General features: G+C 75.1%; 23 protein-coding genes and 1 tRNA gene. 12 read left to right on the top strand and 12 right to left on the bottom strand.

Going from position 1 to position 26,384, the window contains the following annotated elements; all coding sequences use genetic code 11:
* Positions 1–6 precede the first annotated feature (6 nt).
* Positions 7–1,542, top strand: coding sequence for a long-chain-fatty-acid--CoA ligase (locus ACI8AR_RS02550; RefSeq protein WP_457049582.1), 1,536 nt, complete (start codon positions 7–9; stop codon positions 1,540–1,542).
* Here the strand turns inward: ACI8AR_RS02550 and ACI8AR_RS02545 are convergent.
* Positions 1,517–2,425 (bottom strand): alpha/beta fold hydrolase, encoded by a 909-nt coding sequence (locus tag ACI8AR_RS02545; protein WP_457049581.1) that lies wholly within the window; start codon positions 2,423–2,425, stop codon positions 1,517–1,519. The two genes, ACI8AR_RS02550 and ACI8AR_RS02545, sit on opposite strands and share 26 nt — an antisense overlap.
* 227 nt (positions 2,426–2,652) lie before the next feature.
* Between ACI8AR_RS02545 and ACI8AR_RS02540 the strand changes: the two genes are divergently transcribed.
* Entirely contained in the window at positions 2,653–3,453 is an 801-nt protein-coding gene (locus ACI8AR_RS02540) for an esterase/lipase family protein (RefSeq protein ID WP_457049580.1), read from the top strand.
* A 114-nt stretch (positions 3,454–3,567) separates the two neighbouring features.
* On the opposite strand, the gene ACI8AR_RS02535 is transcribed toward ACI8AR_RS02540, so the two are convergent.
* The 3 genes from ACI8AR_RS02535 to ACI8AR_RS02525 form a co-directional block, all read right to left on the bottom strand.
* Positions 3,568–3,639, bottom strand: a tRNA-Val gene (locus tag ACI8AR_RS02535).
* Positions 3,640–3,738: 99 nt separating this feature from the next.
* The gene (locus tag ACI8AR_RS02530; protein WP_457049579.1) at positions 3,739–4,200 is read right to left on the bottom strand and encodes a peroxiredoxin; all 462 of its coding nucleotides are present in this window, start codon (positions 4,198–4,200) and stop codon (positions 3,739–3,741) included.
* A 101-nt stretch (positions 4,201–4,301) separates the two neighbouring features.
* Positions 4,302–4,727, bottom strand: coding sequence for a DUF3052 domain-containing protein (locus tag ACI8AR_RS02525; RefSeq protein ID WP_387984824.1), 426 nt, complete (start codon positions 4,725–4,727; stop codon positions 4,302–4,304).
* A gap of 316 nt (positions 4,728–5,043) precedes the next feature.
* Between ACI8AR_RS02525 and aceE the strand changes: the two genes are divergently transcribed.
* Positions 5,044–7,842 carry a pyruvate dehydrogenase (acetyl-transferring), homodimeric type gene (aceE, locus tag ACI8AR_RS02520; RefSeq protein ID WP_457049578.1) on the top strand — a complete coding sequence of 933 codons (2,799 nt, stop codon included), beginning with the start codon at positions 5,044–5,046 and terminating at the stop codon, positions 7,840–7,842.
* Between the two features lie 12 nt (positions 7,843–7,854).
* On the top strand, positions 7,855–8,808 hold the full coding sequence (locus ACI8AR_RS02515) for an FAD-dependent oxidoreductase (RefSeq protein WP_457049577.1): 954 nt from the start codon (positions 7,855–7,857) through the stop codon (positions 8,806–8,808).
* On the opposite strand, the gene ACI8AR_RS02510 is transcribed toward ACI8AR_RS02515, so the two are convergent.
* The 6 genes from ACI8AR_RS02510 to ACI8AR_RS02485 form a co-directional block, all read right to left on the bottom strand.
* Complete coding sequence (locus ACI8AR_RS02510) at positions 8,739–9,716, bottom strand: glycoside hydrolase family 88 protein (protein ID WP_457049576.1); 978 nt, start codon at positions 9,714–9,716, stop codon at positions 8,739–8,741. The genes ACI8AR_RS02515 and ACI8AR_RS02510 overlap by 70 nt on opposite strands.
* Positions 9,717–9,767: 51 nt before the next feature.
* Positions 9,768–11,168, bottom strand: a complete 1,401-nt coding sequence (locus tag ACI8AR_RS02505; protein ID WP_457049575.1) for a GH1 family beta-glucosidase — start codon at positions 11,166–11,168, stop codon at positions 9,768–9,770.
* Between the two features lie 93 nt (positions 11,169–11,261).
* The gene (locus ACI8AR_RS02500) at positions 11,262–12,377 is read right to left on the bottom strand and encodes an ABC transporter ATP-binding protein (protein ID WP_457049574.1); all 1,116 of its coding nucleotides are present in this window, start codon (positions 12,375–12,377) and stop codon (positions 11,262–11,264) included.
* Between the two features lie 47 nt (positions 12,378–12,424).
* The gene (locus ACI8AR_RS02495; RefSeq protein ID WP_457049573.1) at positions 12,425–13,324 is read right to left on the bottom strand and encodes a carbohydrate ABC transporter permease; all 900 of its coding nucleotides are present in this window, start codon (positions 13,322–13,324) and stop codon (positions 12,425–12,427) included.
* An 8-nt stretch (positions 13,325–13,332) separates the two neighbouring features.
* Positions 13,333–14,319: a carbohydrate ABC transporter permease gene (locus ACI8AR_RS02490; protein WP_457049572.1), complete on the bottom strand. Its 987-nt coding sequence runs from the start codon at positions 14,317–14,319 to the stop codon at positions 13,333–13,335.
* Between the two features lie 100 nt (positions 14,320–14,419).
* Positions 14,420–15,715, bottom strand: coding sequence for an extracellular solute-binding protein (locus ACI8AR_RS02485; RefSeq protein ID WP_457049571.1), 1,296 nt, complete (start codon positions 15,713–15,715; stop codon positions 14,420–14,422).
* A 184-nt stretch (positions 15,716–15,899) separates the two neighbouring features.
* Here ACI8AR_RS02485 and ACI8AR_RS02480 point away from each other — a divergent pair, with 184 nt between their 5' ends.
* Both ACI8AR_RS02480 and ACI8AR_RS02475 read left to right on the top strand, forming a co-directional pair.
* Positions 15,900–16,925: a LacI family DNA-binding transcriptional regulator gene (locus tag ACI8AR_RS02480; RefSeq protein ID WP_457049570.1), complete on the top strand. Its 1,026-nt coding sequence runs from the start codon at positions 15,900–15,902 to the stop codon at positions 16,923–16,925.
* Between the two features lie 159 nt (positions 16,926–17,084).
* Complete coding sequence (locus ACI8AR_RS02475) at positions 17,085–18,377, top strand: right-handed parallel beta-helix repeat-containing protein (protein ID WP_457049569.1); 1,293 nt, start codon at positions 17,085–17,087, stop codon at positions 18,375–18,377.
* Positions 18,378–18,425: 48 nt separating this feature from the next.
* On the opposite strand, the gene ACI8AR_RS02470 is transcribed toward ACI8AR_RS02475, so the two are convergent.
* Together ACI8AR_RS02470 and ACI8AR_RS02465 are read right to left on the bottom strand one after the other, a co-directional pair.
* Positions 18,426–18,911, bottom strand: coding sequence for a pirin family protein (locus ACI8AR_RS02470; RefSeq protein WP_457049568.1), 486 nt, complete (start codon positions 18,909–18,911; stop codon positions 18,426–18,428).
* Positions 18,908–19,597 carry a phosphatase PAP2 family protein gene (locus ACI8AR_RS02465; RefSeq protein ID WP_457049567.1) on the bottom strand — a complete coding sequence of 230 codons (690 nt, stop codon included), beginning with the start codon at positions 19,595–19,597 and terminating at the stop codon, positions 18,908–18,910. Before ACI8AR_RS02465 ends, ACI8AR_RS02470 begins: the two co-directional genes overlap by 4 nt.
* 44 nt (positions 19,598–19,641) lie before the next feature.
* Between ACI8AR_RS02465 and ACI8AR_RS02460 the strand changes: the two genes are divergently transcribed.
* From ACI8AR_RS02460 to ACI8AR_RS02435, 6 genes are all read left to right on the top strand, one after another.
* Positions 19,642–20,820 (top strand): PucR family transcriptional regulator, encoded by a 1,179-nt coding sequence (locus ACI8AR_RS02460; RefSeq protein ID WP_457049566.1) that lies wholly within the window; start codon positions 19,642–19,644, stop codon positions 20,818–20,820.
* 196 nt (positions 20,821–21,016) lie between these two features.
* Positions 21,017–22,219, top strand: coding sequence for an acyltransferase domain-containing protein (locus ACI8AR_RS02455; protein WP_457049565.1), 1,203 nt, complete (start codon positions 21,017–21,019; stop codon positions 22,217–22,219).
* Positions 22,216–23,181 (top strand): beta-ketoacyl-ACP synthase III, encoded by a 966-nt coding sequence (locus ACI8AR_RS02450; protein ID WP_457049564.1) that lies wholly within the window; start codon positions 22,216–22,218, stop codon positions 23,179–23,181. The genes ACI8AR_RS02455 and ACI8AR_RS02450 overlap by 4 nt, the downstream gene beginning before the upstream one ends.
* Before the next feature lie 77 nt (positions 23,182–23,258).
* Positions 23,259–23,498, top strand: coding sequence for an acyl carrier protein (locus tag ACI8AR_RS02445; RefSeq protein WP_387984847.1), 240 nt, complete (start codon positions 23,259–23,261; stop codon positions 23,496–23,498).
* 50 nt (positions 23,499–23,548) lie between these two features.
* Complete coding sequence (locus ACI8AR_RS02440; RefSeq protein WP_457049563.1) at positions 23,549–24,787, top strand: beta-ketoacyl-[acyl-carrier-protein] synthase family protein; 1,239 nt, start codon at positions 23,549–23,551, stop codon at positions 24,785–24,787.
* Between the two features lie 58 nt (positions 24,788–24,845).
* Positions 24,846–26,258, top strand: coding sequence for an acyl-CoA carboxylase subunit beta (locus ACI8AR_RS02435; RefSeq protein ID WP_457049562.1), 1,413 nt, complete (start codon positions 24,846–24,848; stop codon positions 26,256–26,258).
* Positions 26,259–26,384 lie beyond the last annotated feature (126 nt).

The following is a 26,384-nucleotide window of genomic DNA, read 5'->3' as shown; positions in this document are numbered from 1 at the left end:
GAGGCCATGACCTTCAACCTCGCCACCATCCTGCGTGAGTCCGCCGACGCGCAGCCGGACAAGCCGTTGCTGCGGCTCGGCCCGCTCACCCTGACCTACGGCCAGGTCGACCAGCTCTCGGCCCAGGTCGCGGCCGGGCTGCGCGAGGCCGGGCTGCGGCGGGGCGACAGCGTGGCCCTGCAACTGCCCAACGTGCCGCAGTTCGTGCTCGCCTACTTCGGCGCGCTCAAGGCCGGGATGACGGTGGTGCCGCTCAACCCGCTGCTCAAGGCCCCCGAGGTCAGCTACCACCTGTCCGACAGCGGCGCGAAGGTGCTGATCACCTTCGGCACCTTCGCCGAGGAGGCCGTCAAGGGCGCCGCCGGTGCCGGCGACGACGTCCGGGTGTACGTCGTGCCCGCGCCCGGCGGGCCGGACGCCCCGCCGGACACCACCCCGTTCGACGCGCTGGTCGCCGCCGGCGAGGGCGCGGACCTCTCCGACGTCGAGCAGATGTCCCCCGACGACACCGCGGTGGTCATCTACACCAGCGGCACCACCGGCAAGCCCAAGGGCGCCGAGCTCACCCACTTCGGGACCTACATGGCGGCCAGCGTCGCCGCCGAGACCTTCGCCTACCGCGACGACGACGTCGCCATGGCCGTGCTCCCGCTGTTCCACGTCTTCGGCCTGTCCAGCGTCATGAACTGCGCGATCCGCTCCGGCGCGACGCTGTCGCTGGTGCCGCGGTTCGACGTCGGCGCCGTGCTCGACGCCATGGAGCAGCACCGGGTCACGGTGTTCTGCGGCGTCCCGACGATGTACGTGGCGCTCATGCACGCCGACCTCACCGGCCGCGACGTCTCCGCGCTGCGGATCTGCGTCTCCGGCGGCGCGGCCATCCCCGGCGAGGTGATCAAGGGCTTCGAGGCGGCCTACGGCGGGGCGACGATCCTCGAGGGCTACGGGCTGTCGGAGACCTGCGCGCTCGCGACGTTCAACCGCAGCGCCGAGGAGCGGCGGGTCCTGTCGATCGGCAAGCGCATGTGGGGCTGCGAGGTGCGGATCGTCGACAACGAGGACCGGCCGCTGCCTCCCGGCGCGGACAACGTCGGCGAGATCGTGCTGCGCGGGCACAACGTCATGAAGGGCTACCTCGGGCGCCCCGAGGCCACCGCCGAGGCGATGCGCGGCGGCTGGTTCCACACCGGCGACCTCGGCTACGTGGACGAGGACGGGTTCGTCTTCATCGTCGACCGCAAGAAGGACCTCGTCATCCGCGGCGGCTTCAACGTGTACCCGCGCGAGATCGAGGAGGTCCTGCACTCCCACCCGGCCGTCATGGAGGCCGCCGTCATCGGGCGGCCCGACGAGCGGCTCGGCGAGGAGGTCGTGGCCTACGTCAGCCTGCGCTCGGGCGCCTCGGCCGAGCCGGACGAGGTGATCGCGTTCTGCAAGGAGCGGCTGGCCGCCTACAAGTACCCGCGCGAGGTCGTCGTCATCGACGAGCTGCCCAAGGGCCCGAGCGGCAAGGTCCTCAAGACCGAACTGCGGGCCCGCTGACGGTCTCGTCGACCCAGGAGAGCACCAGGCCGGCCAGGCGGTCGGGCACCTGCAGCTGCGGCACGTGCCCGACCCCGGCCAGCTCCTCGTACCGCCATCCGGGGTGCGCCCGCGCCACCTCGCGGGCGGCGTCGACGGGCACCAGCCGGTCGCGGTCGCCGTGCACCAGCAGCACCGGCGTGGCCACCCGCGCCATGACCGACCGGTAGCGGCGCGGGTCGGCCAGGATCCACAACAGGGAGCGGGCCGCGGTGAGGAAGGCGCGGTCCATCCCGGCGACGTCCTCGCGCTGCTCGAGCTGCCTGACCGCGCGGTCCACGACCGGGGTGGGCAGCTCGTCGGGGTCGACGCCGACCAGCTGCAGCATCGACCGCACCCGGGTCAGCGGCGTCGAGCGGGTCCGCCGCAGCGCGAGGAACCGCTCCCCGACGCGGGGCAGGGCGTAGAGGGCGAAGGTGGCGGCCACGAGCGGGTCCAGCCGACGCCGGCCGCCGGGCAGCGCGGGGTCGAGCAGCACCAGGCCCCGCACCAGGTCCGGGGCGGCCGCGGCGGTGAACAGCGAGACCATCCCGCCCATGGAGTTGCCGACCAGCACCGCCGGCTCGCCCACGACCTCGCGCAGGAAGCGCTGCAGGACCGCGACGTTGGCCGGCACGGTCGCGCGGCGCTCCCCCGGCTCGCTGCGACCGAAGCCGGGCAGGTCCAGTGCCCACACCCGCGCCGACGGCGTCAGCAGCGGCGCCAGCAGGTCCCAGTTGCCGTGCGACCCGCCCAGCCCGTGCACCAGCACCACCGCCGGTCCGTCGTCGGCCCCGCCGTAGTCCACGACGTGCACCGGGCCGCCCAGGTCGACGGTCCTGCTGGTCCCCGGTGCCTCGTCCACCCCGACGGTCCCCCTCTGGTGCGCGTGCCGGCGACGCCCCCGAGGGTCGTCGTCCGGCAGTCATTCCGGCACGGGAAAGTGCCCTGGTCGAGCGCCTGGGACCCCTGCGACGCGTGTGATCAGGGCCACACTGGACACCGCGAGTCGTCGCAGTCAGGTGTGACCGGTGCTCCAGGGTGGGTACCGGCCCGGGCGAGGCGGTGAGGGCCGCCGGCGAGGAGGACGACGTGTCGCGACAGCCCAACGACGGGCCCGGCCTGCCGCTGTACCTGACCGAGGTCAGCCGTGCGATGGCCGACTACGGTCTCTACCTGGCGGCCCGTCCGCTGATACCGCGACTACCCACCGGAGACGGTCACCCCGTCCTCGTGCTGCCCGGCCTCATGGCCGACGACATGTCGACGGCGACGCTGCGCCGCACCCTGCGGCGGCTGGGCTACCGCGTCCACGGCTGGCGGCTCGGGCGCAACATCGGCCCGACGCAGGAGTGCGTCGAGGGCATGAGCCGCCGCATCGAGGACCTCAGCGACCGCTACGGCCGCCCGGTCAGCCTCATCGGCCAGAGCCTGGGCGGCATCTTCGCCCGCGACCTCGCCCGCAAGACGCCGGACGCGGTACGCCAGGTGATCACCCTGGGCAGCCCGTTCGGCCTGCAGCGCGACAGCCAGACCCGCGCGCACAAGGTGTTCGAGCGCTACTCGCACCTGCACGTGGAGAAGCGGACGCTGCCGCTGGCGAGCGAGTCGACGCCGCTGCCGGTGCCGTCGACGTCGATCTACTCGCACCAGGACGGCATCGTCGCGTGGAAGGCGTGCCTGGACCGGCTCTCGCCGCACGCCGAGAACGTCGCCGTGTACGCCAGCCACCTGGGCATGGGCCACAACCCGGCGGTCCTCTACGCCGTCGCCGACCGGCTCGCGCAGCGGGAGGGCACGTGGCGGCCGTTCCGCCCGCCGCTCACTCTGCGCCCGGCCTTCCCGCGGCCCGACGTCCCCGAGGTGCCCTACCGTCCGGCCGCCGCGGCCTGACGCCGCCGCACCCCGACACCGCCGCTCGTCGACCTGCGGCTGTCTCCGCACGCCCGAGACAGCCGCAGGTCGACGACGGGCGTCGCCCAGCGCCGGGCGTGGGTGGTGCGGAGGTGGGCGCGGCCGGGATCGAACCGGCGACCGCTCGCTTGTAAGGCGAGAGCTCTCCCGCTGAGCTACGCGCCCCGCCCGCCCAGAGTAGGTGCCCCCGGGCGGCCGGTCGGGTGGCCCCGCTGCAGGGTCCCGCCGCGAGCGTGCGAGTGGCGGGGGCAGCGGGGTCCTTCGTCAGGCCGCGATCTTCTCGACGGCGTCCTTCCAGCCGGACTGCTCGCGCGCGTCGCCGGGCTGGTTGACCTCGGCGAAGGCGATGGTGCCCTCGGCGTCGACGAGGAAGGTGCCGCGCAGGGCCATGCCGGCCTTCTCGTTGAACACCCCGTAGGCCTGCGCGGTGGCGCCGTGCGGCCAGAAGTCCGACAGCAGCGGGAAGTCCAGGCCCTCCCGCGCCTTGAACGCCTTGAGGCTGAACACCGGGTCGGTGCTGATCGCCACGACCTGCACGCCGGCGTCGGTGTAGGTGGTCAGCTCGTCGCGGAGCTGGCACAGCTCGCCGGTGCAGATCCCGGAGAAGGCGAACGGGTAGAAGACGACGAGGACCGGCGTCCCGCGCAGCTCGGCGAGCGAGACGACCTGGCGGTCCTGGTCGGGGAGGCTGAACTCGGGCGCGACGTCACCGACGGAGAGGCTCATGCCCCCGATCGTGCCGCAACCCCGGTGACCCACTGGAACGGCCCCCTCGCAGGGGCCCGCGCCGGGCGGAGCGAGGCGTGGGGGGCGAGGGGGTCCTTCGTCTAGCGCCTGCTGCGCGCGGCCTTCGGGGTGACCAGCCGGATCCCCGACCAGTCCTTGGCGGCCGAGATGCTGCTGGTCTGCGCGAGCCCGGCGGTGGGCGCCACCTCGGTGACGTCGCCCGGCTCGACGTGGCCCGGCCGCCCGGACTTGGGCACCAGCAGCCACACGACGCCCTCGTCGGCGAGCGAGGTGAGCGCGTCGGTGAGGGCGTCGAACAGGTCGCCGTCGTCCTCCCGCCACCACAGGACCACGACGTCGGCGACCTCGTCGGTGTCCTCGTCGACCATCTCGCTGCCGGAGACCTCGACGATGGAGTCGCGCAGGTCCTCGTCGGCGTCCTCGTCCCAGCCGAGCTCCTGCACGACCATGCCCGGCTTGATGCCCAGCCGGGCCGCCATGCCGGCGCTGCCCGAGTCGACGCTCATCCCTGCTGTTCCTCCGAGAGATCACGAACCGCCGGTGTGGCACCGGCGGGCACGAGGCGCCGGCTGACGGGCGCGTGGGGTGGACGGGGGCCGACGGCGGACACGACCGGCGGGGAGGGCACCCGCTGCCTGGTCATGTCACCCCTCTCGTGCCCGGACGCGCGGCTGCCGACGGCGTCGGTCCGCGTGGGCAGGAGCGTAGGGCATGCCTGGTCACACGCAAGCGGTCGACGACGACGCGCCCGGGACGCCGCGCGCACCGCTGGCCGGGAGGTCCTGGGTGACGCGGACCATCCCGGCGCGCGACGATGGAGGCATGAGCGCACCGCAGCAGGGTGGAGACCCCACCCGCGACGCCGGACAGCCCCGCGCGGTCATCACCGACGGGCTCCCGAGCCAGCTGGTCGACACCGACCCCGACGAGACCCAGGAGTGGGTGGAGTCGCTCGACAGCGTCGTCGAGCACGCAGGCCGCGGGCGCGCCCGCTACCTCATGCTCAAGTTGTTGCAGCGCAGCCGTGAGCAGCAGGTGGGCGTCCCGTCCCTCCGCAGCACCGACTACATCAACACGATCCCGCCCGAGCGGGAGCCCTACTTCCCCGGCGACGAGCACGTCGAGCGGCGCATCCGCGCCTACATCCGGTGGAACGCGGCGATCATGGTGCACCGCGCGCAGCGGCCGGGCATCGGCGTCGGCGGGCACATCTCCTCCTACGCGTCGTCGGCGTCGCTGTACGAGGTGGGCTTCAACCACTTCTTCCGCGGCAAGGACCACCCCGGCGGCGGCGACCAGATCTGGTTCCAGGGCCACGCCTCCCCCGGCATCTACGCCCGCGCCTTCCTCGAGGGCCGGCTCTCCGAGCAGCAGCTCGACGGGTTCCGGCAGGAGGTCAGCCACCCCGGCGGCGGCCTGTCCAGCTACCCGCACCCGCGGCTGATGCCGGACTTCTGGGAGTTCCCCAGCGTCTCCATGGGCCTGGGCCCGATGAACGCGATCTACCAGGCCCGGTTCAACCGGTACCTGCACGCCCGCGGCGTCAAGGACACCTCCGACCAGCACGTGTGGGCGTTCCTCGGCGACGGCGAGATGGACGAGCCGGAGTCGCTGGGCCTGATCGGCCTGGCCGCGCGCGAGGAGCTGGACAACCTCACCTTCGTCGTCAACTGCAACCTGCAGCGGCTCGACGGCCCGGTGCGCGGCAACGGCAAGGTCATCCAGGAGCTGGAGTCCTTCTTCCGCGGCGCCGGCTGGAACGTGATCAAGGTGATCTGGGGCCGGGAGTGGGACCCGCTGCTGGCCGCCGACCGCGACGGCGCGCTGGTCAACCTGATGAACCAGACGCCCGACGGCGACTACCAGACCTACAAGGCCGAGGACGGCGCCTTCGTCCGCGAGCACTTCTTCGGGCGGGACCCGCGCACCCGCAAGCTCGTCGAGGACATGAGCGACAAGGAGGTCTGGGACCTCTCCCGCGGCGGGCACGACTACCGCAAGGTCTACGCGGCGTTCAAGGCGGCGGTGGAGCACAGGGGCCAGCCGACGGTCATCCTCGCCAAGACCATCAAGGGCTGGACGCTGGGCAGCCACTTCGAGGGCCGCAACTCCACGCACCAGATGAAGAAGCTGACCGCCGAGGACCTCGCCGCCTTCCGCGACCGGCTCTACCTGCCCATCCCCGACGAGGCGCTCGACAAGACGCTGCCGCCCTACTACAAGCCGGCCCCGGACTCCGACGAGATGCAGTACATGCTCGAGCGGCGCCGGGCCCTGGGCGGGGCGGTCCCGCGGCGGCGCTCGGAGTTCAAGCCGCTCAAGGCGCCGGACGACAAGGCGCTCGACGTCCTGCGCCGCGGCTCGGGCAAGCAGGAGGTGGCGACGACGATGGCGTTCGTCCGCCTGCTCAAGGAGCTGCTCAAGGACAAGGAGCTCGGCCCGCGGTTCGTGCCGATCATCCCGGACGAGGCCCGCACCTTCGGGATGGACAGCCTCTTCCCGTCGCAGAAGATCTACAACCCGGGCGGCCAGCGCTACACCTCGGTCGACCGCGAGCTGATGCTGGCCTACAAGGAGTCCGAGCAGGGCCAGATCCTGCACGAGGGCATCAACGAGGCCGGCTCCACGGCGTCGTTCACCGCCGTCGGCACCTCGTACGCCACGCACGGCGAGCCGATGATCCCGATCTACATCTTCTACTCGATGTTCGGGTTCCAGCGGACCGGCGACTCGTTCTGGGCCGCCGCCGACCAGATGACCCGCGGCTTCGTCCTCGGCGCCACCGCCGGCCGGACGACGCTCAACGGCGAGGGCCTGCAGCACGAGGACGGCCACTCGCTGCTGCTGGCGCACACCAACCCGGCGGTCGTGTCCTACGACCCGGCGTTCTCCTACGAGGTCGGGCACATCACCCGGGACGCGCTGCTGCGCATGTACGGCGAGGACCCGGGCGCGCCGCTGGGCGGGCACCGCAGCCCCGACGTCATGTACTACCTGACCGTCTACAACGAGCCCTACAACCAGCCGGCCGAGCCCGAGGGCCTCGACGTGCAGGGCCTGCTCGCGGGCATGTACCTGTACGCGCCGGGCTCCGGCGAGGGCCCGCGGGCCCAGGTGCTGGCGTCGGGCGTCGCGGTGCCGTGGGCGCTGCGGGCGCAGGAGCTGCTGCGCGAGGACTGGGGCGTGGCGGCCGACGTGTGGTCGGTGACCTCGTGGACCGAGCTGCGCCGGCAGGCCGACGCGTGCAGCGAGCACAACCTGCTGCACCCCGAGGACGAGCCGCACGTGCCCTACGTGACCCAGCGGCTGCAGGACACCACCGGCCCGGTCGTGGCGGTGTCGGACTGGATGCGGGCGGTCCCCGACCTGATCGCGCCCTTCGTCCCGGGCGGGATGGCGACGCTGGGCACCGACGGGTTCGGCCTGTCCGACACCCGCCCGGCGCTGCGCCGGCACTTCCACGTCGACGCCGAGTCGATCGTCGTGCGGACGCTGGCGTCGCTGGCCGACCAGGGCCAGGTGGACCGGTCGACGGTCCGCGAGGCGGTGGAGAGGTACCGGATCCGCGACGTGCAGGCCGCCCCCGCCGAGGAGCGGACCGACCCGAGCCCGGCGACCTGAGGTAGAGCGCCCGTGCCCCCTGCTGCCGACGGCGGCCCGCGCGACGTGGCCGTCGTCGGCGGTGGGGTGGTCGGGCTGACCTGTGCGCTCGAGCTGGCGCGCGCCGGGCACCGGGTCCGGCTGCTCACCGCCGACCCGTGGGAGGCGACCACCTCCGCGGTGGCCGCCGCCATCTGGTCCCCCTACCGGGTGGCGCCCGCCGGCGCCGTCCTGCGGTGGGGCGCCACCTCGCTCGGGGTCCTCACCCGGCTCGCCGCCGACCCGGCGACCGGGGTGGCGCTCCGCCCGGGCACGTACGTGCACCGCACGCCCGAGCCCGACCCGTGGTGGGCGCCGGGCGTGCCCGGGGTCCGCCCGGCGGCTCCGGAGGAGCTCCCGCCCGGCGCCCCCGCCGGCACCCGGTGCACGCTGCCGGTGGTGGACACCGGCCGGTACCTGCCCTGGCTGGCCGCCGCGTGCGCCGCGGCCGGGGTGGCGACCGTGCCGGGGCGGGTCGGGTCCCTCGACGAGGTGGCCGGGGACGTCGTCGTGGTGGCCGCCGGCCTGGGGTCGGGGCCCCTCCTCGACGACGACACCTGCGTGCCCGTGCAGGGTCAGGTGGTCCGCCTCGCCGACCCGGGCCTGTCCGAGTGGGTGCTGGACGAGGACGGCCCGGCCGGGCTGACCTACGTCGTCCCCCGCGGGCGGGACGTCGTCGTCGGCGGGACGGCGGTGGAGGGTGCCACGGGCCGCGAGCCGGACCCGCGGGTGGAGGCCGCGATCCTGCAGCGGGCGTGCGCGCTGGTGCCCGCGCTGCGGGGGCAGCCGGTGCTGTCGCGGGCGGTCGGGCTGCGGCCGGGCCGGCCGAGCGTCCGGCTGGAGCGGCTGGAGGTCGGCGGGCGGCCGGTCGTCGCCTGCTACGGGCACGGCGGCGCCGGGGTCACCCTCTCCTGGGGCTGCGCCGCCGACGTCGCCGCCCTGGTCTGAGCGTCGGCCAGCAGCAGCCAGGCCTGCGCCTCGGGTGAGTGCCCGGGGCGGTCGAACCGGGGCGCGGCCGCGGCGCCGGTGACCCGCCCCAGCCCGTCCACGCGCGCGGCGGCCGTGGCGAGCAGCGACCGCCCGGTCGCGGCGTACGACCGGGGCAGCCAGCCCGCGGCGGCGCCGGTCGACGCGGCCCAGGACAGCATCGCGGCCACCGCGGTGTCCGCGGGCGAGCCGTCGTCGTCGAGGACGGAGCCGAGCGTCCCGTCGGGCCGGCGGTGCGCCAGGCAGGCGTCGAGGTGCGCGCGGGCCTCGCCGGCGAGTCCCGCCCCCGGCAGCCGGCCCACGGTGCGGGCGAGGGCGGCGGCCACCCAGCCGTTGCCGGTGCCCCAGGCGCGGTCGTCGGAGGGCCGCCCGGCGTCCTCGTCCCACCGCGCCCGCCACAGCCCGTCGGGCCGGCGCAGCCGGGCGCGGTGCCCGTCGAGCTGGGCCAGGGCGACGTCGGCGAACCCGGCCGCGGCCAGCGGCGGCACCACCATGAACACCGTGTCCGCCCAGACCTCGCGGGTGCCGACCAGGTGGAACAGCGTCCCGTCGGCGGCGCGCGGCGCCCGGCGCAGCAGCCAGTCGCGCTGACGGGCGGCCGCGGCGGCCAGCGCCCGGTCGCCCAGGCGCTGCGCCAGCAGGTCCGCGTACTCGCCGACGACGCCGCCGTTGACGCTGCACGCCGGGTCGAGCTCGGCCAGCCGGCCGTCGGGGAGCTGCCGGGCCACGGCGTCGTCGACCAGGGCACGCAGCGCCGCCGCCTCGCCGGCGCCGTCGAGCACCGCCGCCGTCAGGCCCTGGTCCCAGGAGTGCCGCTGGCCGACCAGCAGGGCGGCCAGCACCCGCCGGCGGTCGTCGTCGCTCAGCACGGGGTGCCGCGGAGGGCCCGTGCGCATCCCCCTCGCACGGGCCCCCCGTCCTCAGGCCCCGTCGCGGTGCCGGCGCAGCAGCTCGGCGTAGACCCGGCCGCTGTCCTTCACCGTGCGCCGCTGGGTGGCGTAGTCGACGTGCACCAGCCCGAACCGCTGCGCGTAGCCGCGCGCCCACTCGAAGTTGTCCAGCAGCGACCAGGCGAAGTAGCCGCGGACGTCGGCGCCGCGCTCCATCGCCGCCGCCATCGCGGTGAGGTGGCGGGCGAGGAAGTCGACCCGCTCGGGGTCGTGCACCGCGCCCTCGGCGTCCACCTCGTCGTCCCAGGCCGAGCCGTTCTCGGTGACCACCAGCGGCAGGCCCGGCGCGCGCTCGGTGAGCCACAGCAGCAGGTCGGTGAACGCCTGCGGGCTGATCCCCCACCCCATCGTCGTCGTCGGGCCCTCGGGGTCGAGCTCGACGACGTCCCCGCCGCCGATGAACGACGTCGGCGGCTCGTCCGCGGGACGGGTGCCGGCCCGCACCGTCTGCTCGAAGTAGTAGTTGACGCCCAGCCAGTCCAGCGGCGCCGCGATCGTCTCCAGGTCGCCGTCGCGCACCGGCAGCGGGGCACCGGCGGCCTCGAGGTCGGCGACGACGTCGGCCGGGTAGGCGCCGTGCACGACCGGCTCGAGGAACATCCGGTTCTGCTGGCCGTCGAGCCGGCGGGCGGCGTCGACGTCGGCGGGGTCCTGGCTCGCCGGGTGCATCGGCGTGAAGTTCAGCGTGACGCCGAGGGAGCTCACGCCGGCCGCGCGCAGCCGGGCCGCGGCCAGGCCGTGCCCGAGCAGCAGGTGGTGGGTGGCGCGGGCGCCGGCGACCGGGTCCTGCAGGCCGGGGGCGTGCGCGCCGGAAACGTGGCCGAGCAGCGCGCTGCACATCGGCTCGTTGAGCGTCGACCAGTGCCGCACCCGGTCGCCGAGCGCGTCGACGACGACCGCGGCGTAGTCGGCGAACCGCTCGGCGGTGTCCCGGTCGGCCCAGCCGCCGCGGTCCTGCAGCGCCTGCGGCAGGTCCCAGTGGTAGAGGGTCAGCCAGGGCTGCACCCCGACGGCGAGCAGCTCGTCGACCAGCCGCCGGTAGAAGTCCAGCCCGCGCTGCTCGACCCGGCCGCCGCCCTCGGGCAGCACCCGCGGCCAGGCCACCGAGAACCGGTACGCCGACAGCCCCAGGCCCGCCATCAGCGCGACGTCGTCGCGGTACCGGTGGTAGTGGTCGACGGCGACGTCGCCGGTGTGGCCCTGGAACGTGCGGCCGGGCGTGTGGCTGTAGGTGTCCCAGATCGACGGTCCCCGCCCGTCCTCGGTCACGGCGCCCTCGATCTGGTACGAGGCGGTCGCGGCGCCGAGGACGAAGCCGGGCGGGAAGGTCAGGCCGGCGAGGGCGTCCTCGCGGGTGTCGGTGGTGGTCACGGCAGGGGTGCTCCTCAGGGCAGGGGTGAGCAGGCGGAGGTCAGGGGGCAGCCCGGCGGCTGCGGGGGCCGCCGACGGGGAGGACGGTAGGGCTCAGCCGACGCGCTGCTGCGTCACGGGGTCGAAGACGTGCAGGCCGCCCTCGCGGACCCGCAGGTGCACCGTCTCCCCCACCGCCGGGGCCGAGCGCGGCTCGGTGCGGACGACGACGTCTGCGGTGTGCAGGACGTCGCCGTCGCCGGAGGCGCCGAGGGTGGCGTAGAGGTAGGCGTCCGAGCCCAGCTGCTCGACGACGTTGACCACCACGGGCACGCCCCCGCCGGGCCCTCCGTTCCCGGGCGCAGCGGTCTCCAGCGCCTCGGGGCGGAAGCCGACGGTGACCTTCCCGGTGCCGGCGGCGGCCCGGTCGAGCAGGTCCCGCGGCACCGGCAGCACCGCGCCGGCGAGCCGGACGCCGCCGTCGACCGCGGGCCCGGTGACGACGTTCATCGCCGGCGAGCCGATGAAGCCGGCGACGAAGGTGTTGGCCGGGCGGTCGTAGAGGGCGCCGGGGGTGTCGCACTGCTGCAGGACGCCGTCGCGCAGCACCGCCACGCGGTCGCCCATCGTCATCGCCTCGACCTGGTCGTGGGTGACGTAGACGGTGGTGACGGCCAGCCGCCGCTGCAGGGCGGCGATCTGGGTGCGCGTCTGCACCCGCAGCTTCGCGTCGAGGTTGGACAGCGGCTCGTCCATGAGGAACACCTGGGGGTTGCGCACGATCGCCCGGCCCATGGCCACCCGCTGCCGCTGGCCGCCGGACAGCGCCTTCGGCCGCCGGCGCAGGTAGTCCTCCAGGTCGAGGATCCTCGCCGCCTCGGCCACCCGCCGGCCGATCTCGTCCTTCGGGACGCCGGCGATCTTGAGCGCGAAGCCCATGTTCTGCTCGACGGTCATGTGCGGGTAGAGCGCGTAGTTCTGGAAGACCATCGCGATGTCGCGGTCCTTGGGCGGGGCGTCGGTGACGTCGCGCTCGCCGATGCGGATGCTGCCGGCGTCGATCTCCTCCAGGCCGGCGAGCATGCGCAGCGAGGTGGACTTGCCGCAGCCCGAGGGGCCGACGAGGACGAGGAACTCGCCGTCGCCGATCTCCAGGTCCAGGCCGTCCACGGCGGGCCGGTCGGCCTTCGGGTAGATGCGGGTGGCGGAGTCGAAGGTGACGGTGGCCATGGCTCAGGCGCCTCTCGGGGAGGAGGGAACGGGGGTGGACGGGCGCCTCATCCCTTCACCGCGCCCTGCATGATGCCGCCGACGATCTGCTTGCCGAGGACGACGAAGACGACGAGCACCGGCAGGGTCCCGACGAGGGTGCCGGCCATGATCACCGCGGTGTCGGGGACGTAGCCGCCGCCGAGACCGGCCAGCGCGACCTGCACCGTCGGGTTCTCCGTGGTGAGGGCGATGATCGGCCAGAAGAAGTCGTTCCAGGCGGTGAGGAAGGTCAGCATCGCCAGCACCGCCATGGCGGGGCGGGCGACCGGGACGACGACGGACCAGAAGGTCCGCAGCGTCGAGGCGCCGTCGACGCGGGCGGCCTCGAGCAGCTCGTCGGGCAGCGCCTGGGACAGGAACTGCCGCATGAAGAAGACGCCGAACGCGCTGACCAGCGTGGGCAGCACGACCGCCTGCAGGTGGTCGACCCACTGCAGCTGGGCGACGAGGATGAACAGCGGGATGATCGCCAGCTGGGTCGGCACCATCATCGTGCCGACGACCAGCGCCAGCAGCGTCTTGTTGCCGCGGAAGCGCAGCTTGGCGAAGGCGAAGCCGGCCAGCGTGCTGCACAGGACGGTGCCCACGGTGATGCAGCCGGCGACGATCACGGAGTTGACGATCGCCAGGCCGATCGGCGCCTCGTCCATGGCCCGGCCGATGTTGGTGAACAGGTCGGCGTCGGGGAGGAACGGCGGCGGGGTGCCGGCGAGCTCGGCGTTGGTCTTCGACGCGGCGACCGCCGTCCAGTACAGCGGGAAGACCGACAGCAGCGCGGTGAGGCCGAGCAGCACGTGGGTCACCGGCCCGGCGGAGGTCACCTTCCGGGCCCGGCGGCGGTGCCCGGCGGGGGCGGGAGCCGGGGCGGACACGGCCTGCTCCGGTGCGGACTCGAGGGTGGTCATGAGGGCTCCTACCGCTCGGCCCGGGCGCGCCGGCGGGCGAGGAGCCCGTAGAGGCCGACGACGACGAGGATGATCAGGAACATGGTCCAGGCGGTGGCCGCGGCCTGACCGAGGCGGAAGTTGGTCCAGCCCTGGTCGTACATCAGCAGGCCGAGGGTCTGGTACTGGTTGGAGACCCCGCCGCTGGTCATGCCGTTGCCGCTGAACAGCAGCGGCTCGCCGAACAGCTGCACCGCGCCGATCGTGGAGACCACGATCGTGAACAGGATCGTCGGCCGCAGCGACGGGACGGTCACGTGGAGGAACTGCTTCCAGCGGCTGGCGCCGTCGATGGTGGCGGCCTCGTACAGGTCGTTCGGGATGGCCTGCATGGCGGCCAGGTAGATCAGCGCGTTGTAGCCGGTCCAGCGCCAGGTGACGATCACCGAGATGGCGATCTGGCTGGTCCAGGTCCCGCTCTCCCAGTCGACCCGGTCGAACCCGACCGCCTCGAGGCCGGCGTTGATCAGCCCGTAGTCGTGGCCGAACAGCTGGGCGAACACCAGCGTGGCCGCGGCGATGCTGGTGGCGTAGGGCATGAGCATCGCGACCCGGAAGAAGGTCCGCCCGCGCAGCCTGTAGTTCAGCAGGTGCGCCAGGCCCAGGGCCATGGCGAGCTGGGGCACCGTCGAGAGGATGCCGATGGTGAGGGTGTTCCGCGCGGCGTTCCAGAAGAACTCGTTCTGCAGCAGCTCGGTGTAGTTCCCCAGGCCGACGAACTCGGCGCCGTCGATGTCGGACAGCCGCACCTCGTGCAGCGAGATCCAGGCGGTGTAGAGGAACGGGTAGAGGCTGAAGGCGGCGAAGAGGACGAAGAACGGGGCGACGTAGGCGTAGCCCCAGCGGTTGCGGGTGAGCCGGGACCGGCGCCGGCCGGCCGCGGCGCGGACGGGCGGGCTGGGTGGGGCCGGTGCGGCGGCCGCCGCGACCCGGGGGTCGTCGCTGGCGATGGTCATGCCGGGCCTTCCGGGGAGTTCACGAGCAGGGTCCCCACGAGGGGGTGGAACCGGCCGGCGCCGGGGCGGGTGGACTCGCCCCGGCGCCGGCCGGGGTCTGTCAGCCGCCGACGACCTGTTCGATCTCGTCGAGGGCCGCCTGGAAGGCGTCGTCGGGGGAGGTCCCCTCGGCGACCGTGCTCAGGGCGTTGGTGAACGCCTCCTGGATCTGGGTGTCGTAGGGACCGATCGGCGTGAACCGCAGCGCCGCCGCCGACTCCCCGAAGATCTGCCCGACCGGCGCGCCGCTGAAGTAGTCGTTGGTCGCGTCGGACACCTGCGGGTCCTCCGCCGCCTCCTGGCTGGACGGGAAGTGCGCCTCGCGGGTGAACATCTTGACCTGCTGCTCGGGCGCGGTCAGCCACTCGACGAGGGCGATCGCTTCTTCCTTGTGCTCGCTGGACTCGGTGACGCCGAGCCAGGAGCCGCCCCAGTTGCCGGCACCGCCGGGCAGCGGCGCGACGTCCCAGGTGCCCGCGGCCTCCTCGCCGGCCTGCCCGCTGATGTAGCCGAGCATCCAGGCCGGGCAGGAGATGGTGGCGAACGCGCCGTTGGCGAAGGCGGAGTTCCACTCGTCGCCGAACTGGATGAGGTTGGCGGTCATCCGCTCCGCGGCCGCCACGCTGGCGTTCTGCCACGCCGTGGTGACGCCGTCGCTGGAGTCGGGGATCGGGTTGCCGTCCGCGTCGTTGTACGCGGTCTCGCCCTGGTAGACGGCCGCGGAGAAGACGCTCGCCGGGCTGTCGACGAACGAGCTGCCCTCCGGCTTGGTCGGCGAGGCCTCGTACTGCCGGCCGAGCTCGAGGTAGCCCTCCCAGGTCGACCACAGCGAGGCGAGCTCGGCGCGGTCGGTGGGCAGGCCGGCCTGCTCGAACAGGTCGCGGCGGAAGCACATGGCCTCGGGGCCGGCGTCGGTGCCCAGGCCGATCACCCGGCCGTCGGAGGTGGTGGCCTCCTCGACCTTCCAGTCGTAGAAGTGGCCGAGGACCTCGTCGGCGTCGCCCTCCGCGGCGAAGTCGACGAACGCGTCGGCGTGGTTCTCGACGACGTCGGCGACGAAGCCGATCTCGATGCCCTGGACGTCGGCGAGGCCGGAGCCCGCCGCGAGCCGGGTCTGCAGCGCCCGGTAGTAGTCGGCCGACCGCTCGACCGACTCCTCCTCGATCCGGATCTCCGGGTGCAGCTCCATGTACTCGTCGTAGAGCCCGGCCTCCTGGAACCCGAAGGTCCCGAACAGGCCCAGGTCGAGGGTGATCGTGCCGTCGTCGTCGGAGCCGGAGCCCCCACAGCCGGCGGCGAGCAGCGACGCGACCAGCGCGGCACCCAGCGCCGCCCTGCGTCTCGGGGGAACGGTCATCGGTCCTCCTGGATCGGTTCCCGAACGGCTGCGTCCGGGCTGCGGTGACGTCCGTGAAAGCGCTCTCACGAGCGGTGGGAGCAGAGTGGTGGGTGTCACACTCACGTGTCAAGAGAGCGCTCTCACGAACCGTCGGGATCTCCGGGCGTGCACCATGGAGCCCCACGACGACGGAGGAGGTCACGTGACGACGGTCGCTGGTCGCGGGGCCTCGCCCACCCTCGACGAGGTCGCGCAGCTCGCGGGGGTGTCCCGCGCGACGGTGTCGCGCGTGGTCAACGGCTCGCCGAAGGTGCGCCCGGAGGCCCGGCGCGCGGTCGAGGAGGCCGTCGCGCAGCTGCGGTACGTGCCCAACCCGGCGGCCCGCAGCCTGGTCACCCGGCGCACCGACACGATCGCGCTGGTGCTCTCGGAGTCCAACGTCCAGGTCTTCAGCGACCCGTTCTTCGCCCGGATCGTGCGGGAGCTGTCCGGGGCGCTGGCCGACACCGAGATGAACCTCGTCCTGCTGGCCGCCCGGGGCGGGCGCGAGCAGGAGAAGGTCGGCCGGTACGTGCGCCAGGGGCACGTCGACGGCGTCATCCTCGTGTCCCCGCACCGCGACGACACGCTGCCCGGCGTGCTCGCCGACGCCGGCGTGCCGCTGGTGCTCTCCGGCCGCCCGCCGGACGGCCGCGAGGTCTGCTACGTCGACGCCGACAACGCCGGCGGGGCGCGCGCCGCCACCGAGCACCTGCTCGCCTCGGGCCGGCGGCGGGTGGCCACCGTGGCCGGCCCGCAGGACATGATCGCGGGCCTCGACCGCTACGCCGGCTACCGCGCCGCGCTGGACGCCGCGGGTGTCGGGTTCGACCCCGTGCTGGTCGTCGCGGGCGACTTCACCGAGCCCGGCGGCCACCGCGCGATGGCCGCGCTGCTCGAGCGAGCCCCCGACCTCGACGGCGTGTTCGTCGCCTCCGACCCGATGGCGGCGGGGGCGCTGCGGGCGCTGCGGGAGGCCGGGCGCTCGGTGCCCGGCGACGTCGCCGTCGTCGGCTTCGACGACGCCCCGGTGGCCGCCACCACCGACCCGCCGCTGACCACGGTCGCCCAGCCGCTGGGCGAGATGACCCGGCACATGACCGACCTGCTGCTGCGCCAGGTCGAGGGACACGCCGAGGTGGAGGCGCGGGTCTGCGCCACCCGGCTCGTGGTGCGCGACTCCGCCTGAGGTCGCTCCCCGGTCCGCGACGGAGGTCGGAGCCGGGAGCACGACCCGGGTATGAGGTCACGGCCGCCTCGGTCGTGTCGCCGGACTCTTCCGTCACATCGTCCCCATGGTCGTGGCACGCGCCGGGTCCCCGAGCGCGAGTCGCGACCAGGAGGACACATGCAGCACTCCAGACCAGCGGGGCGTCCCCGACCGTCGGGCCCGGCCCGCGGGCTCACGGTCACTGCGTCGGCCGTCCTCGTCCTCGCCGCCCTCCCGGCCGGCGCGGCGGCGGCCGACGGCGGCGGCTCGTCGGGAGGGGCCGACACCTGGGTGGTGCACCCGGGCGAGTCCATCCAGGCCGCCGTCGACCGGGCCGCGTCGGGAGACACGATCCGCATCGAGGCGGGCACCTGGGAGGAGGCCGTCTGCGTCGACGGCAAGGGCCTGACGATCGTCGGGGCCGGCCGCGGCGACGACGGCACGCGGATCGTCTGGCCGGAGTGGACCACCCCGGACCAGCTGCCCGAGGTCGCGTCCACCCCGTGCTGGGAGGCGCAGAACGCGGCCGACCCCGAGAGCGACCCCGCCACGCTGCGGGACGACGTCTCGGGGCTGTTCTTCCTCGACCCCGACGGCCCGGTCCGGGTCGGCCACCTGTCCACCCACGACCACCCGGCCAACGGCATCGCCGCCTGGGGCGCCGACGGCTTCCGGGTCGCCAAGACCCGGGCGCACGGGCACGAGCGCTACGGCATCCTCGCCGCGGACTCGACCCACACCCGGATCACCCGGAACATCCTGGAGGGCGTCGACCGCGGGACGCCCGCGGCACCCAACAGCGGCACCGCCGGGATCGGGGTCACCGACTCCGACGAGTCCTACGCCGACGTCGTCGCCAACGACGTGCAGGGCTACAACATCGGGGTCTTCGCCCGGGAGTCGCGCGGCGGGGCCATCCGGCACAACTACGTGTCCGGCAACTGCGTCGGCGTGCTGGTCTTCGACGACGCGGCCACCGAGATCCCCGAGGCCGGCCGCCGGGTCGAGGGCGGGGACTGGCAGCTGCGGTGGAACGAGGTGTCCGGAAACGACCGGTTCTGCCTCGCCGGCGTGGGCGAGGTGCAGGCGTCGCTGCGGGTGTCCGGCACCGGGATCGGGATCGTGAACGCCGACTCGGTGGGCGTGCGGAACAACGAGGTGCACGGCAACGCGCCCTCGGTCGACGCCGCCTCGCTGCAGTTCCCCGCCGGCGGGCTCGTGCTGGTGACGCTGCCGCCGTTCAACAACGCGGCGGGCACCGACCCGGGCCCCGCGGAGGGCATCGTCGTCGAGGAGAACGGGATCACCGGGAACGCCCCGGTCGACGTGCTGCTGAGCTCCCCGGAGGTCAGCCCGTTCCTGCTAGACGTCGGGGCGGTGGACTTCGCGGGCAACACCTGCGGGTCCAGCGTCCCGCCGGACGTCTGCTGACCGGACCGGCGGCCGGGGGCCCTCCTCCGCGCGGGGAGGGTCCCCGGGTCAGGTCGCCCAGGCGGGGCGGGCGGGGTCGACCCGCCACACGACGGCGACCCCGCCGCCGGGGCGCAGCACGACACCGTCGGGGACGTCGGGGCCGTCGGGCCCCAGCCACAGCCGGGCGTCGGTCCGGCCGAGGTCGACCCAGCCCGCGGGGGCGCGCACGACCTCGTGCGCCGGGGCCGCGCCCGGGTCGGCCGCGCGCAGGTGGGCCTGCAGCACCCGGGCGCCGTCGGGTCCGGCGACCTCGTCGTGGTCCAGCCCGGTGCCCGCCCGCAGCACGCCGACGTCGCCGGCGGCCAGCGGGGCGTCCCCGCCCCACCGGTGGGTCAGCGAGCCGGCCAGCACCACCGCGACGACGTCGACGGCGCGGTGGGCGTGCACGCCGTATCCGGCACCGGGCGGCAGCCGGTCGTCGGTGACCCGCAGCAGCGGGCCGAGCGAGCCGTCGCCCGGCTCGAGCAGCACGGCGCCCTCGACGCCGGTCACGGCGCCGCGTCCCGCCCGGGCAGCGCCGCCGGACCGCCGGGCAGCCCGCCGGCGACCAGGGCGGCCAGCAGCGACCACGCCGTGCCCAGGCACAGCCCGCCGACGACGTCGGACGGGTAGTGCACGCCCAGCCACACGCGGGTCAGCCCGACCAGGACCGCGAGCGCGACCCCCGCGGCGACGGCGGCGCGGCGGCCGGGCGCGGTCAGCCGCGGCCAGGCCAGCACCAGCGCGACGGTGACCAGCGTGGCGACGCCCGAGGAGTGCCCGCTCGGGTAGCTCAGCCCCTCGTACACCAGGCCGCCGTTCTCGAACGCCGGGCGGGCGCGCCCGACCAGGTCCTTGAGGCCGGTGGTGAGCGGCCCGACCGCGGTGACCGCGACGACGACCCACAGCACGGTGCGCCACGCGCGGCGGCGGACCAGCCAGACCAGCACCGGCAGGAACACCAGCACGCGGAACCAGGTGACGCCCGGGGTGGTGAGGGTCTCCAGCAGCGCGCTCACCGGCGCCGAGCGGTCGTCGCCGGCGTACAGCCCGCGGCTCACCGCGTCGTCGAGGCGCACCTGCGGGCCGAAGCGGGCCGCCACCCCGGCCCCGAGCACGGCGAGGACGGCGAGACCGCCTCCGATCGTCCGGAGCACCCGGCGGCGGGCCCGCGCGGGGGCGGTGGTCGGGGCGGTCACTCCCCCACTCTCCCCGACGCGACGGACCGTGACACGCTGGCCGCGTGGCCCACCGGGTGATCGACCGCCCGCCGACGGCGGCGACGCTGCGGCGGCTGGAGCGCGCCTCCGGGGCCATCGCCACCCGCGCCGTCGCCCGCATGGACGAGGACCTCCCCTGGTTCCGCACCATGCCGGCCGACCAGCGCTCGTGGGTCATGCTCGTCGCGCAGGCCGGCATTGCCTCGCTGGTCGAGTGGTGCCGCTCCCCCGACCGGCCGCCCCGGCTCACCGGCGAGGTGTTCGGCGCCGCGCCGCGCGACCTGGTCCGCGCCGTGCCGCTCAAGCAGACCGTCGACCTGGTGGAGCTCACCGTCCAGGTGATGGACGACCACGTCGAGTCGGTGGCCGAGCCCGGCGACGCCGACGCGCTGCGCATGGCCGTGCTGCTGTTCAGCCGCGAGGTCGCCTTCGCCACCGCGCACGTCTACGCGAGCTTCGCCGAGAACCGCGGCGCCTGGGACGCCCGGCTGGAGGCGCTGGTCGTCGACGCGCTGGTCCGCGGCGAGCGCTCCGAGGAGCTGCCCGGCCGGGCCTCCGCGCTCGGCTGGGACGGCACCGGCCCGGTGGCCGTGCTGGTCGGGGTCGCCCCCGCCGAGGGCGACACGCACGCCGACGTCCGCCGCGCCGCCCGCTCGCACCGCTGCGAGGTGCTCGTCGGCGTGCACGCCGAGCAGCTGGTGGTGGTGCTGGGCGGCGCCGAGGACCTGCGGTCGGCGGCCGAGCGGGTCGCCGAGGAGTTCGGGCCGGGCCCGGTGGTCCTCGGCCCGGTCGTCGACCGGCTCAGCGCGGCCGGCGGGTCGGCCGCGGCGGCGCTGGCCGGGCTCCGGGCCGCGCGGGCCTGGCCCGGGGCGCCGCGGCCGGTGACCGCCGACGCGCTGCTGCCCGAGCGGGCCCTCGACGGCGACCCGCTGGCCCGCGCGGCGCTCACGGAGCGGGTGGTGCTGCCGCTGCGCACCGCCGGCGGCGACCTGCTGGAGACGGTGCGCGCGGTGCTGGCCGGCGGCGGCAACCTGGAGGCCACCGCGCGGGCGCTGTTCGTGCACCCCAACACCGTCCGGTACCGGCTCAAGCGGGCCGCCGAGGTGACCGGGCAGGTGGCCACCGACCCGCGCGGCGCCTGGACGCTGCAGGTCGCGCTCGCGCTGGCCGACCTGGGCGGCGAGCGCTCCCTCTGGCACTGACGGGACCGGGCACTTCTGCGGAAGTGCACCGGGCATCTCCGCGGAAGTGCACCGGCCTCCGTGTGGTCCCCACCACGGATGGGCGTCGCGACGGCCCGTCCGGGCTCCGTCGTTGTGGGAACCCTCCAAACAGCAGCGGTGACCTTTCGTGCCGGCCGAGCGCGCGGGAGACCGTGACCAATGAGACGGTGAGGAGGTGTTGGCCGTCCTCGCACCCGGGCAGGGTGCGCAGAAGCCCGGGATGCTCGCCCCCTGGTTGGAGCTCCCCGGCGCCGAGTCCTTCTTCCGCTGGGCCGGGGCGATCGCCGACGCCGACCTGCTGACCCTCGGTACCACCGGCGACGCCGAGGCCATCCGCGACACCGCGGTCACCCAGCCGCTCGTCGTCGCGATGAGCCTGTTCGTCGCCCGCGAGCTCGGCGGCCTGCCCGGCCCGGTCGCGCACTCGCCGCAGACCGGCCGCGACGTCGTCATCGCCGGGCACAGCGTCGGCGAGCTCACCGCGGCCGCGCTGGCCGGCGTGCTGTCGGTCGAGGCGGCGATCGCGCTGACCGCCGTCCGCGGCCGCGCGATGGCCCGCGCCTGCGGGCTCACCCCGACCGGCATGTCCGCCGTCCTGGGCGCCGACCCCGACGAGCTGGAGAAGGCGCTCGAGCGGCACGGGCTGGTCGCGGCCAACCTCAACGGCGGCGGCCAGGTCGTCGTCGCCGGTCCGCTCGACGGGCTGGCCGCGCTCAAGGCCGAGCCGCCGGCGAAGGCGCGGGTGATGCCGCTGTCGGTGGCCGGCGCGTTCCACACCTCGTACATGGGCCCGGCCCGCGAGGAGCTCGAGGGCCTGGTCGGCGGCCTGCGCCCGGCCGACCCGAGCCGGCTGCTGCTGTCCAACGCCGACGGCGCCGCCGTCGACTCCGGCGCCGAGGCGCTGTCCCGCCTGGTCAGCCAGGTCACCAGCCCCGTGCGCTTCGACGCGTGCCTGGCCACCCTGCGCGAGCTCGGCGTCACCGCGGCCATCGAGCTGCCGCCGGCGGGCGCCCTGGCGGGCCTGGCCAAGCGCGAGTGGAAGGGCGCCGACGTCGAGGTGCTGGCGCTGGCCGGCCCCGGCGACCTCGACCGCGCCCGCGCCCTCATCGACGCCGCCCGCGGCCGGCCCGAGGCCGAGCACCAGCCCGACTGGCGGGTCGTCGTCTCCCCCGTCCGCGGCACGGTCAGCCCCGCCGACGTCCCCGAGGGCACCCACCTGCCCGCCGGCACCCCGCTCGGCTGCGTGCGCAGCCGCCGCGAGGAGGTCAAGGTCTCGGCCGGGTACGACGGCGTCCTCGCCGAGTGGCTCGTCCACGACGGCGACCTCGTCGACGCCGGCGACCCGCTCGCCCGTCTCTACCCGGAGGTCCCCGCGTGAGCATCCGACTGCCGAAGGGCGCCCCCGGGGCGCGCATCCTGGGCCTCGGCGGCTACCGGCCCCGCCGGCGCGTCACCAACGACGAGCTCGCCCAGGTGATGGACACCAACGACGAGTGGATCCAGACCCGCGTCGGCATCGCCGAGCGCCGCTGGGCCTCGGAGGACGAGACCCTGCAGGAGATGGCCGTCGCCGCCGGCGGCAAGGCGCTGGCCGCCAGCGGCCTGGCGCCCGACGAGGTGGACCTGGTGATCCTCGCCAGCGCCAGCCTCAAGGAGCCGATCCCCGGCATCGGCCCGCAGGTCGCCCACCGCCTCGGCATCCCCCGCCCCGGCGCGTTCGACCTCAACGCCGGGTGCGCCGGCTTCTGCTACTCGGTCGAGATGGCCTCCGCGGCCATCCGCGCGGGCTCGGCGCGCAACGCGCTGGTGGTCGGCGTCGAGCGGCTCACCGACGTCGTCGACCAGACCGACCGCTCCACCGCGGTGATCTTCGCCGACGGCGCCGGCGCGGCCGTGGTCGGCGCCTCCGACGAGCCGGGCATCGGCCCGGTGGCGTGGGGCAGCGACGGCGACCAGTTCTCCGCGATCGAGATCGTCGCGGGCTCCAAGGGCATCTCCATGGCCGGTCAGGCGGTCTACCGCTGGGCCACCACCCGGCTCACCGACACCCTCATCCAGGCGATGGAGTCCGCCGGCGTCGGGCCCGAGGACATCGACGTGTTCGCCCCGCACCAGGCCAACCTGCGCATCGTCGAGTCGATGACCCGGCGGCTCGGGTTCGGCAAGGAGACCGTGGTCGCCCGCGACATCGTCCAGGCCGGCAACACCTCCGCGGCGTCGATCCCGCTGGCCCTCACCGCGCTGATGGAGTCCGGCGAGGCCAGGAGCGGTGACCTCGCGCTCGTCCTCGGGTACGGCGCCGGCCTCACCTTCGCCGGCCAGGTGCTCGTCCTGCCCTGAGCGGCACCCCAGACACCCGGGACGTCCGGGCCCGACGGCGGGCAGTGCCCGCCCCCACCGAGAGAGAGGACCCCCGCGTGAGCGAGGACATCCAGGCAGGTCTGGCCGAGATCCTGGAGGAGGTCGCCGGGGTCGCCCCCGCCGACGCCACCCCGGAGAAGTCGTTCACCGAGGACCTCGACGTCGACTCCCTGTCGATGGTCGAGATCGCCACCGCCGTCGAGGACAAGTTCGGCGTGGCCATCCCCGACGACGAGCTCGGCAACATCAAGACCGTCGGCGACGCCATCAGCTACATCCAGAAGAACCAGGGCTGAGCCGGGTCCCCGGCCGCCCGCGCCCGCACGCCCCCAGGAGAGGACCCGTCATGAGCACGCACGACGACGTCGTCGTCACCGGCCTCGGAGCCACCACGCCGCTCGGTGGCGACGTCGCCAGCACCTGGGACGCGCTGCTGGCCGGACGGTCGGGGGTCCGCCGCCTCGACGACGACTGGGTCAAGGAGTTCCCCGCCCAGCTCGCCGCGACCCTGGCCACCGACCCCGTCCAGCAGCTCGACCGGGTCCGCGCGCGCCGGCTCGACCGCAGCCAGCAGGTCGCCGTCATCGCCGCCGAGCAGGCCTGGGCCGAGTCCGGCGCCGCCGACGCCGGGGTCGCGCCCGAGCGCATCGCCGTCGTCTTCGGCACCGGCATCGGCGGGGCGCTGACCCTGCTCGGCCAGGACGACGTCCTGGAGGAGAAGGGCCCCAAGCGGGTCTCCCCCTTCACCATCCCGATGCTCATGCCCAACGGCCCGGCCGCGGCCGTGGGGCTGGCCATCGGCGCCCGCGGCGGCGTGCACGCCCCGGTCAGCGCCTGCGCCTCCGGCGCGGAGGCGATCCGCTGGGGCCTGGACCTGCTGCGCTTCGACCGCGCCGACGTCGTCCTGGTCGGCGGCGCCGAGGCCGTCGTGCACCCGCTGCCGATGGCCGGGTTCGCCGCGATGCGGGCGATGAGCACCCGCAACGACGAGCCCGAGCGCGCCTCCCGGCCGTTCGACAAGGGCCGCGACGGGTTCGTGCTGGGCGAGGGCGCGGCCGCGCTGGTCCTCGAGCGCGCGGGCTCGGCGAAGGCCCGCGGCGCCCGGGTGCACGCCCGGCTGGCCGGCGCCGGCGCCACCGCCGACGGCTACGACCTGGTCGCCCCGCACCCGGAGGGCGAGGGCGCCGCCCGCGCGATCGGCGCCGCGCTGCGCGACGCCGGCATCGACCCCGCCGACGTCGGCCACGTCAACGCGCACGCCACCTCGACGCCGGTCGGTGACACCGCCGAGGCCGCCGCGATCCGCAGCGCCGTCGGCGACCACGCCCTGGTCACCGCGACCAAGAGCCAGACCGGCCACCTGCTCGGCGCCGCCGGCGCCCTGGAGTCGGTGTTCACCGTCCTCGCGCTGCGCGAGCAGGTCGTCCCCGCGACGGCGAACCTCGACGACCCCGACGACGACGCCGCCGTGCAGGCCCTCGACATCGTCCGCCGCGAGCCGCGCCAGGCGTCCCTCACCGCCGCGGTCAACGACTCGTTCGGCTTCGGCGGCCACAACATCGCGCTGGTCTTCACGACCGCGTGACCCGCCCCGCCCGGCCCCCGGGCCGGCCCCGCACTCAAGGCCCGCCCCTGGAGGTCCGGTGACCACCGTCCACGCCGTCCCGACGCTGCCCAGCCCCGACCCGCGCGACCCCGAGGACCGCCTCGCCCGCTTCTTCGACGCCGGGTCGGTGGCCCCGCTCGCCCCCCGCGACACCTCGGGCGTCATGGCCGCGCGCGGGACGGTGGCCGGCAGCCCCGCCGTCGCCTTCTGCACCGACGCCACGGTGATGGGCGGCGCGATGGGGATCGACGGCTGCCGGCACATCGTCGACGCCATCGACACCGCGCTGCGCGAGCGCGTGCCGGTGGTCGGCATCTGGCACTCCGGCGGCGCCCGCCTGGCCGAGGGCGTGACCGCGCTGCACGCCGTCGGTGAGGTGTTCGCCGCGATGGTGCGCGCCTCGGGCCGGGTGCCGCAGGTCTCGGTCGTGCTCGGCCCGGCGGCCGGCGGCGCCGCGTACGGGCCGGCGCTCACCGACCTGGTGATCATGGGGCCGGCCGGGCGGGTGTTCGTCACGGGTCCCGACGTCGTCCGCTCGGTCACCGGCGAGGACGTCGACATGGAGCGCCTCGGCGGCCCGGACACCCACGGCCGGCGCAGCGGCGTCGTGCACGTGGTCACCGAGTCCGAGGCGGCGGCGCTGGAGACCGCCCGGCAGGCGGTCGACCTGTTCGCCGCGCAGGGCTCCTTCGCCCCCGCGGCGGACGCCCCCGACGTCGACCTGCGCTCCCTGCTGCCCGAGCAGCCGCAGCGGGCCTACGACGTCAAGCCGCTGGTGGCCGCCGTGCTCGACGGGCCCGGGCTGGAGCTGCACCCGCGCTGGGCGCCGAACATCGTCACCACGCTGGGCCGGCTCAACGGGCGGACGGTCGGCGTGATCGCCAACAACCCGCTGCGGCTGGGCGGCTGCCTGGACTCGGCGTCGGCGGAGAAGGCGGCCCGCTTCGTGCGGATGTGCGACGCCTTCGGCGTGCCGCTGGTGGTGCTGGTCGACGTCCCCGGCTACCTGCCCGGTGTGGGTCAGGAGTGGGACGGCGTGGTGCGGCGCGGCGCGAAGCTGCTGCACGCCTTCGCCGAGGCGGTCGTGCCGCGGGTGACGCTGGTGACCCGCAAGTCCTACGGCGGGGCCTACATCGCGATGAACTCCCGCTCGCTGGGCGCCACCGCCGTGTTCGCCTGGCCCGGCGCCGAGGTCGCGGTCATGGGCGCCAAGGCCGCCGTCGGCATCCTGCACCGCAAGAAGCTGGCCGCCGTGCCGCCGACCGAGCGGGAGGCGCTGCACGCGCAGCTGGCCGCCGAGCACGAGCGGATCGCCGGCGGGGTGAACCGGGCGCTGGAGATCGGCGTCGTCGACGAGGTGGTGGAGCCCTCCCGCACCCGGCGCCGCCTGGTGGAGGCCCTCGCCGCCGCCCCGGCCGGCCGCGGGGCGCACGGCAACATCCCGCTGTAGTCGAAGGACCCGCTGCCCCCCACCGCTCGCGAGCTCGCGGCGGGCCCCTGCAGCGGGGCCGACTGCTCACCGGAAGAGGAGTTCTCCGGACGCCGAGGGGCCCGCCACCGCTGCAGCGGTGGCGGG

Source organism: Geodermatophilus sp. SYSU D01036 (assembly GCF_054050435.1).
Note: the sequence above shows the minus strand (reverse complement) of the source record. Positions and strands in the feature narration are given on the sequence as shown.

Coding starts and splice junctions, on each gene's coding strand:
- ACI8AR_RS02550 (WP_457049582.1), top strand. CDS start 7: ATGACCTTCAACCTCGCCACCATCCTGCGTGAGTCCGCCGACGCGCAG.
- ACI8AR_RS02530 (WP_457049579.1), bottom strand. CDS start 4,200: ATGAGCCTCTCCGTCGGTGACGTCGCGCCCGAGTTCAGCCTCCCCGAC.
- ACI8AR_RS02525 (WP_387984824.1), bottom strand. CDS start 4,727: ATGAGCGTCGACTCGGGCAGCGCCGGCATGGCGGCCCGGCTGGGCATC.
- aceE (WP_457049578.1), top strand. CDS start 5,044: ATGAGCGCACCGCAGCAGGGTGGAGACCCCACCCGCGACGCCGGACAG.
- ACI8AR_RS02500 (WP_457049574.1), bottom strand. CDS start 12,377: ATGGCCACCGTCACCTTCGACTCCGCCACCCGCATCTACCCGAAGGCC.
- ACI8AR_RS02495 (WP_457049573.1), bottom strand. CDS start 13,324: ATGACCACCCTCGAGTCCGCACCGGAGCAGGCCGTGTCCGCCCCGGCT.
- ACI8AR_RS02490 (WP_457049572.1), bottom strand. CDS start 14,319: ATGACCATCGCCAGCGACGACCCCCGGGTCGCGGCGGCCGCCGCACCG.
- ACI8AR_RS02485 (WP_457049571.1), bottom strand. CDS start 15,715: ATGACCGTTCCCCCGAGACGCAGGGCGGCGCTGGGTGCCGCGCTGGTC.
- ACI8AR_RS02475 (WP_457049569.1), top strand. CDS start 17,085: ATGCAGCACTCCAGACCAGCGGGGCGTCCCCGACCGTCGGGCCCGGCC.
- ACI8AR_RS02440 (WP_457049563.1), top strand. CDS start 23,549: ATGAGCACGCACGACGACGTCGTCGTCACCGGCCTCGGAGCCACCACG.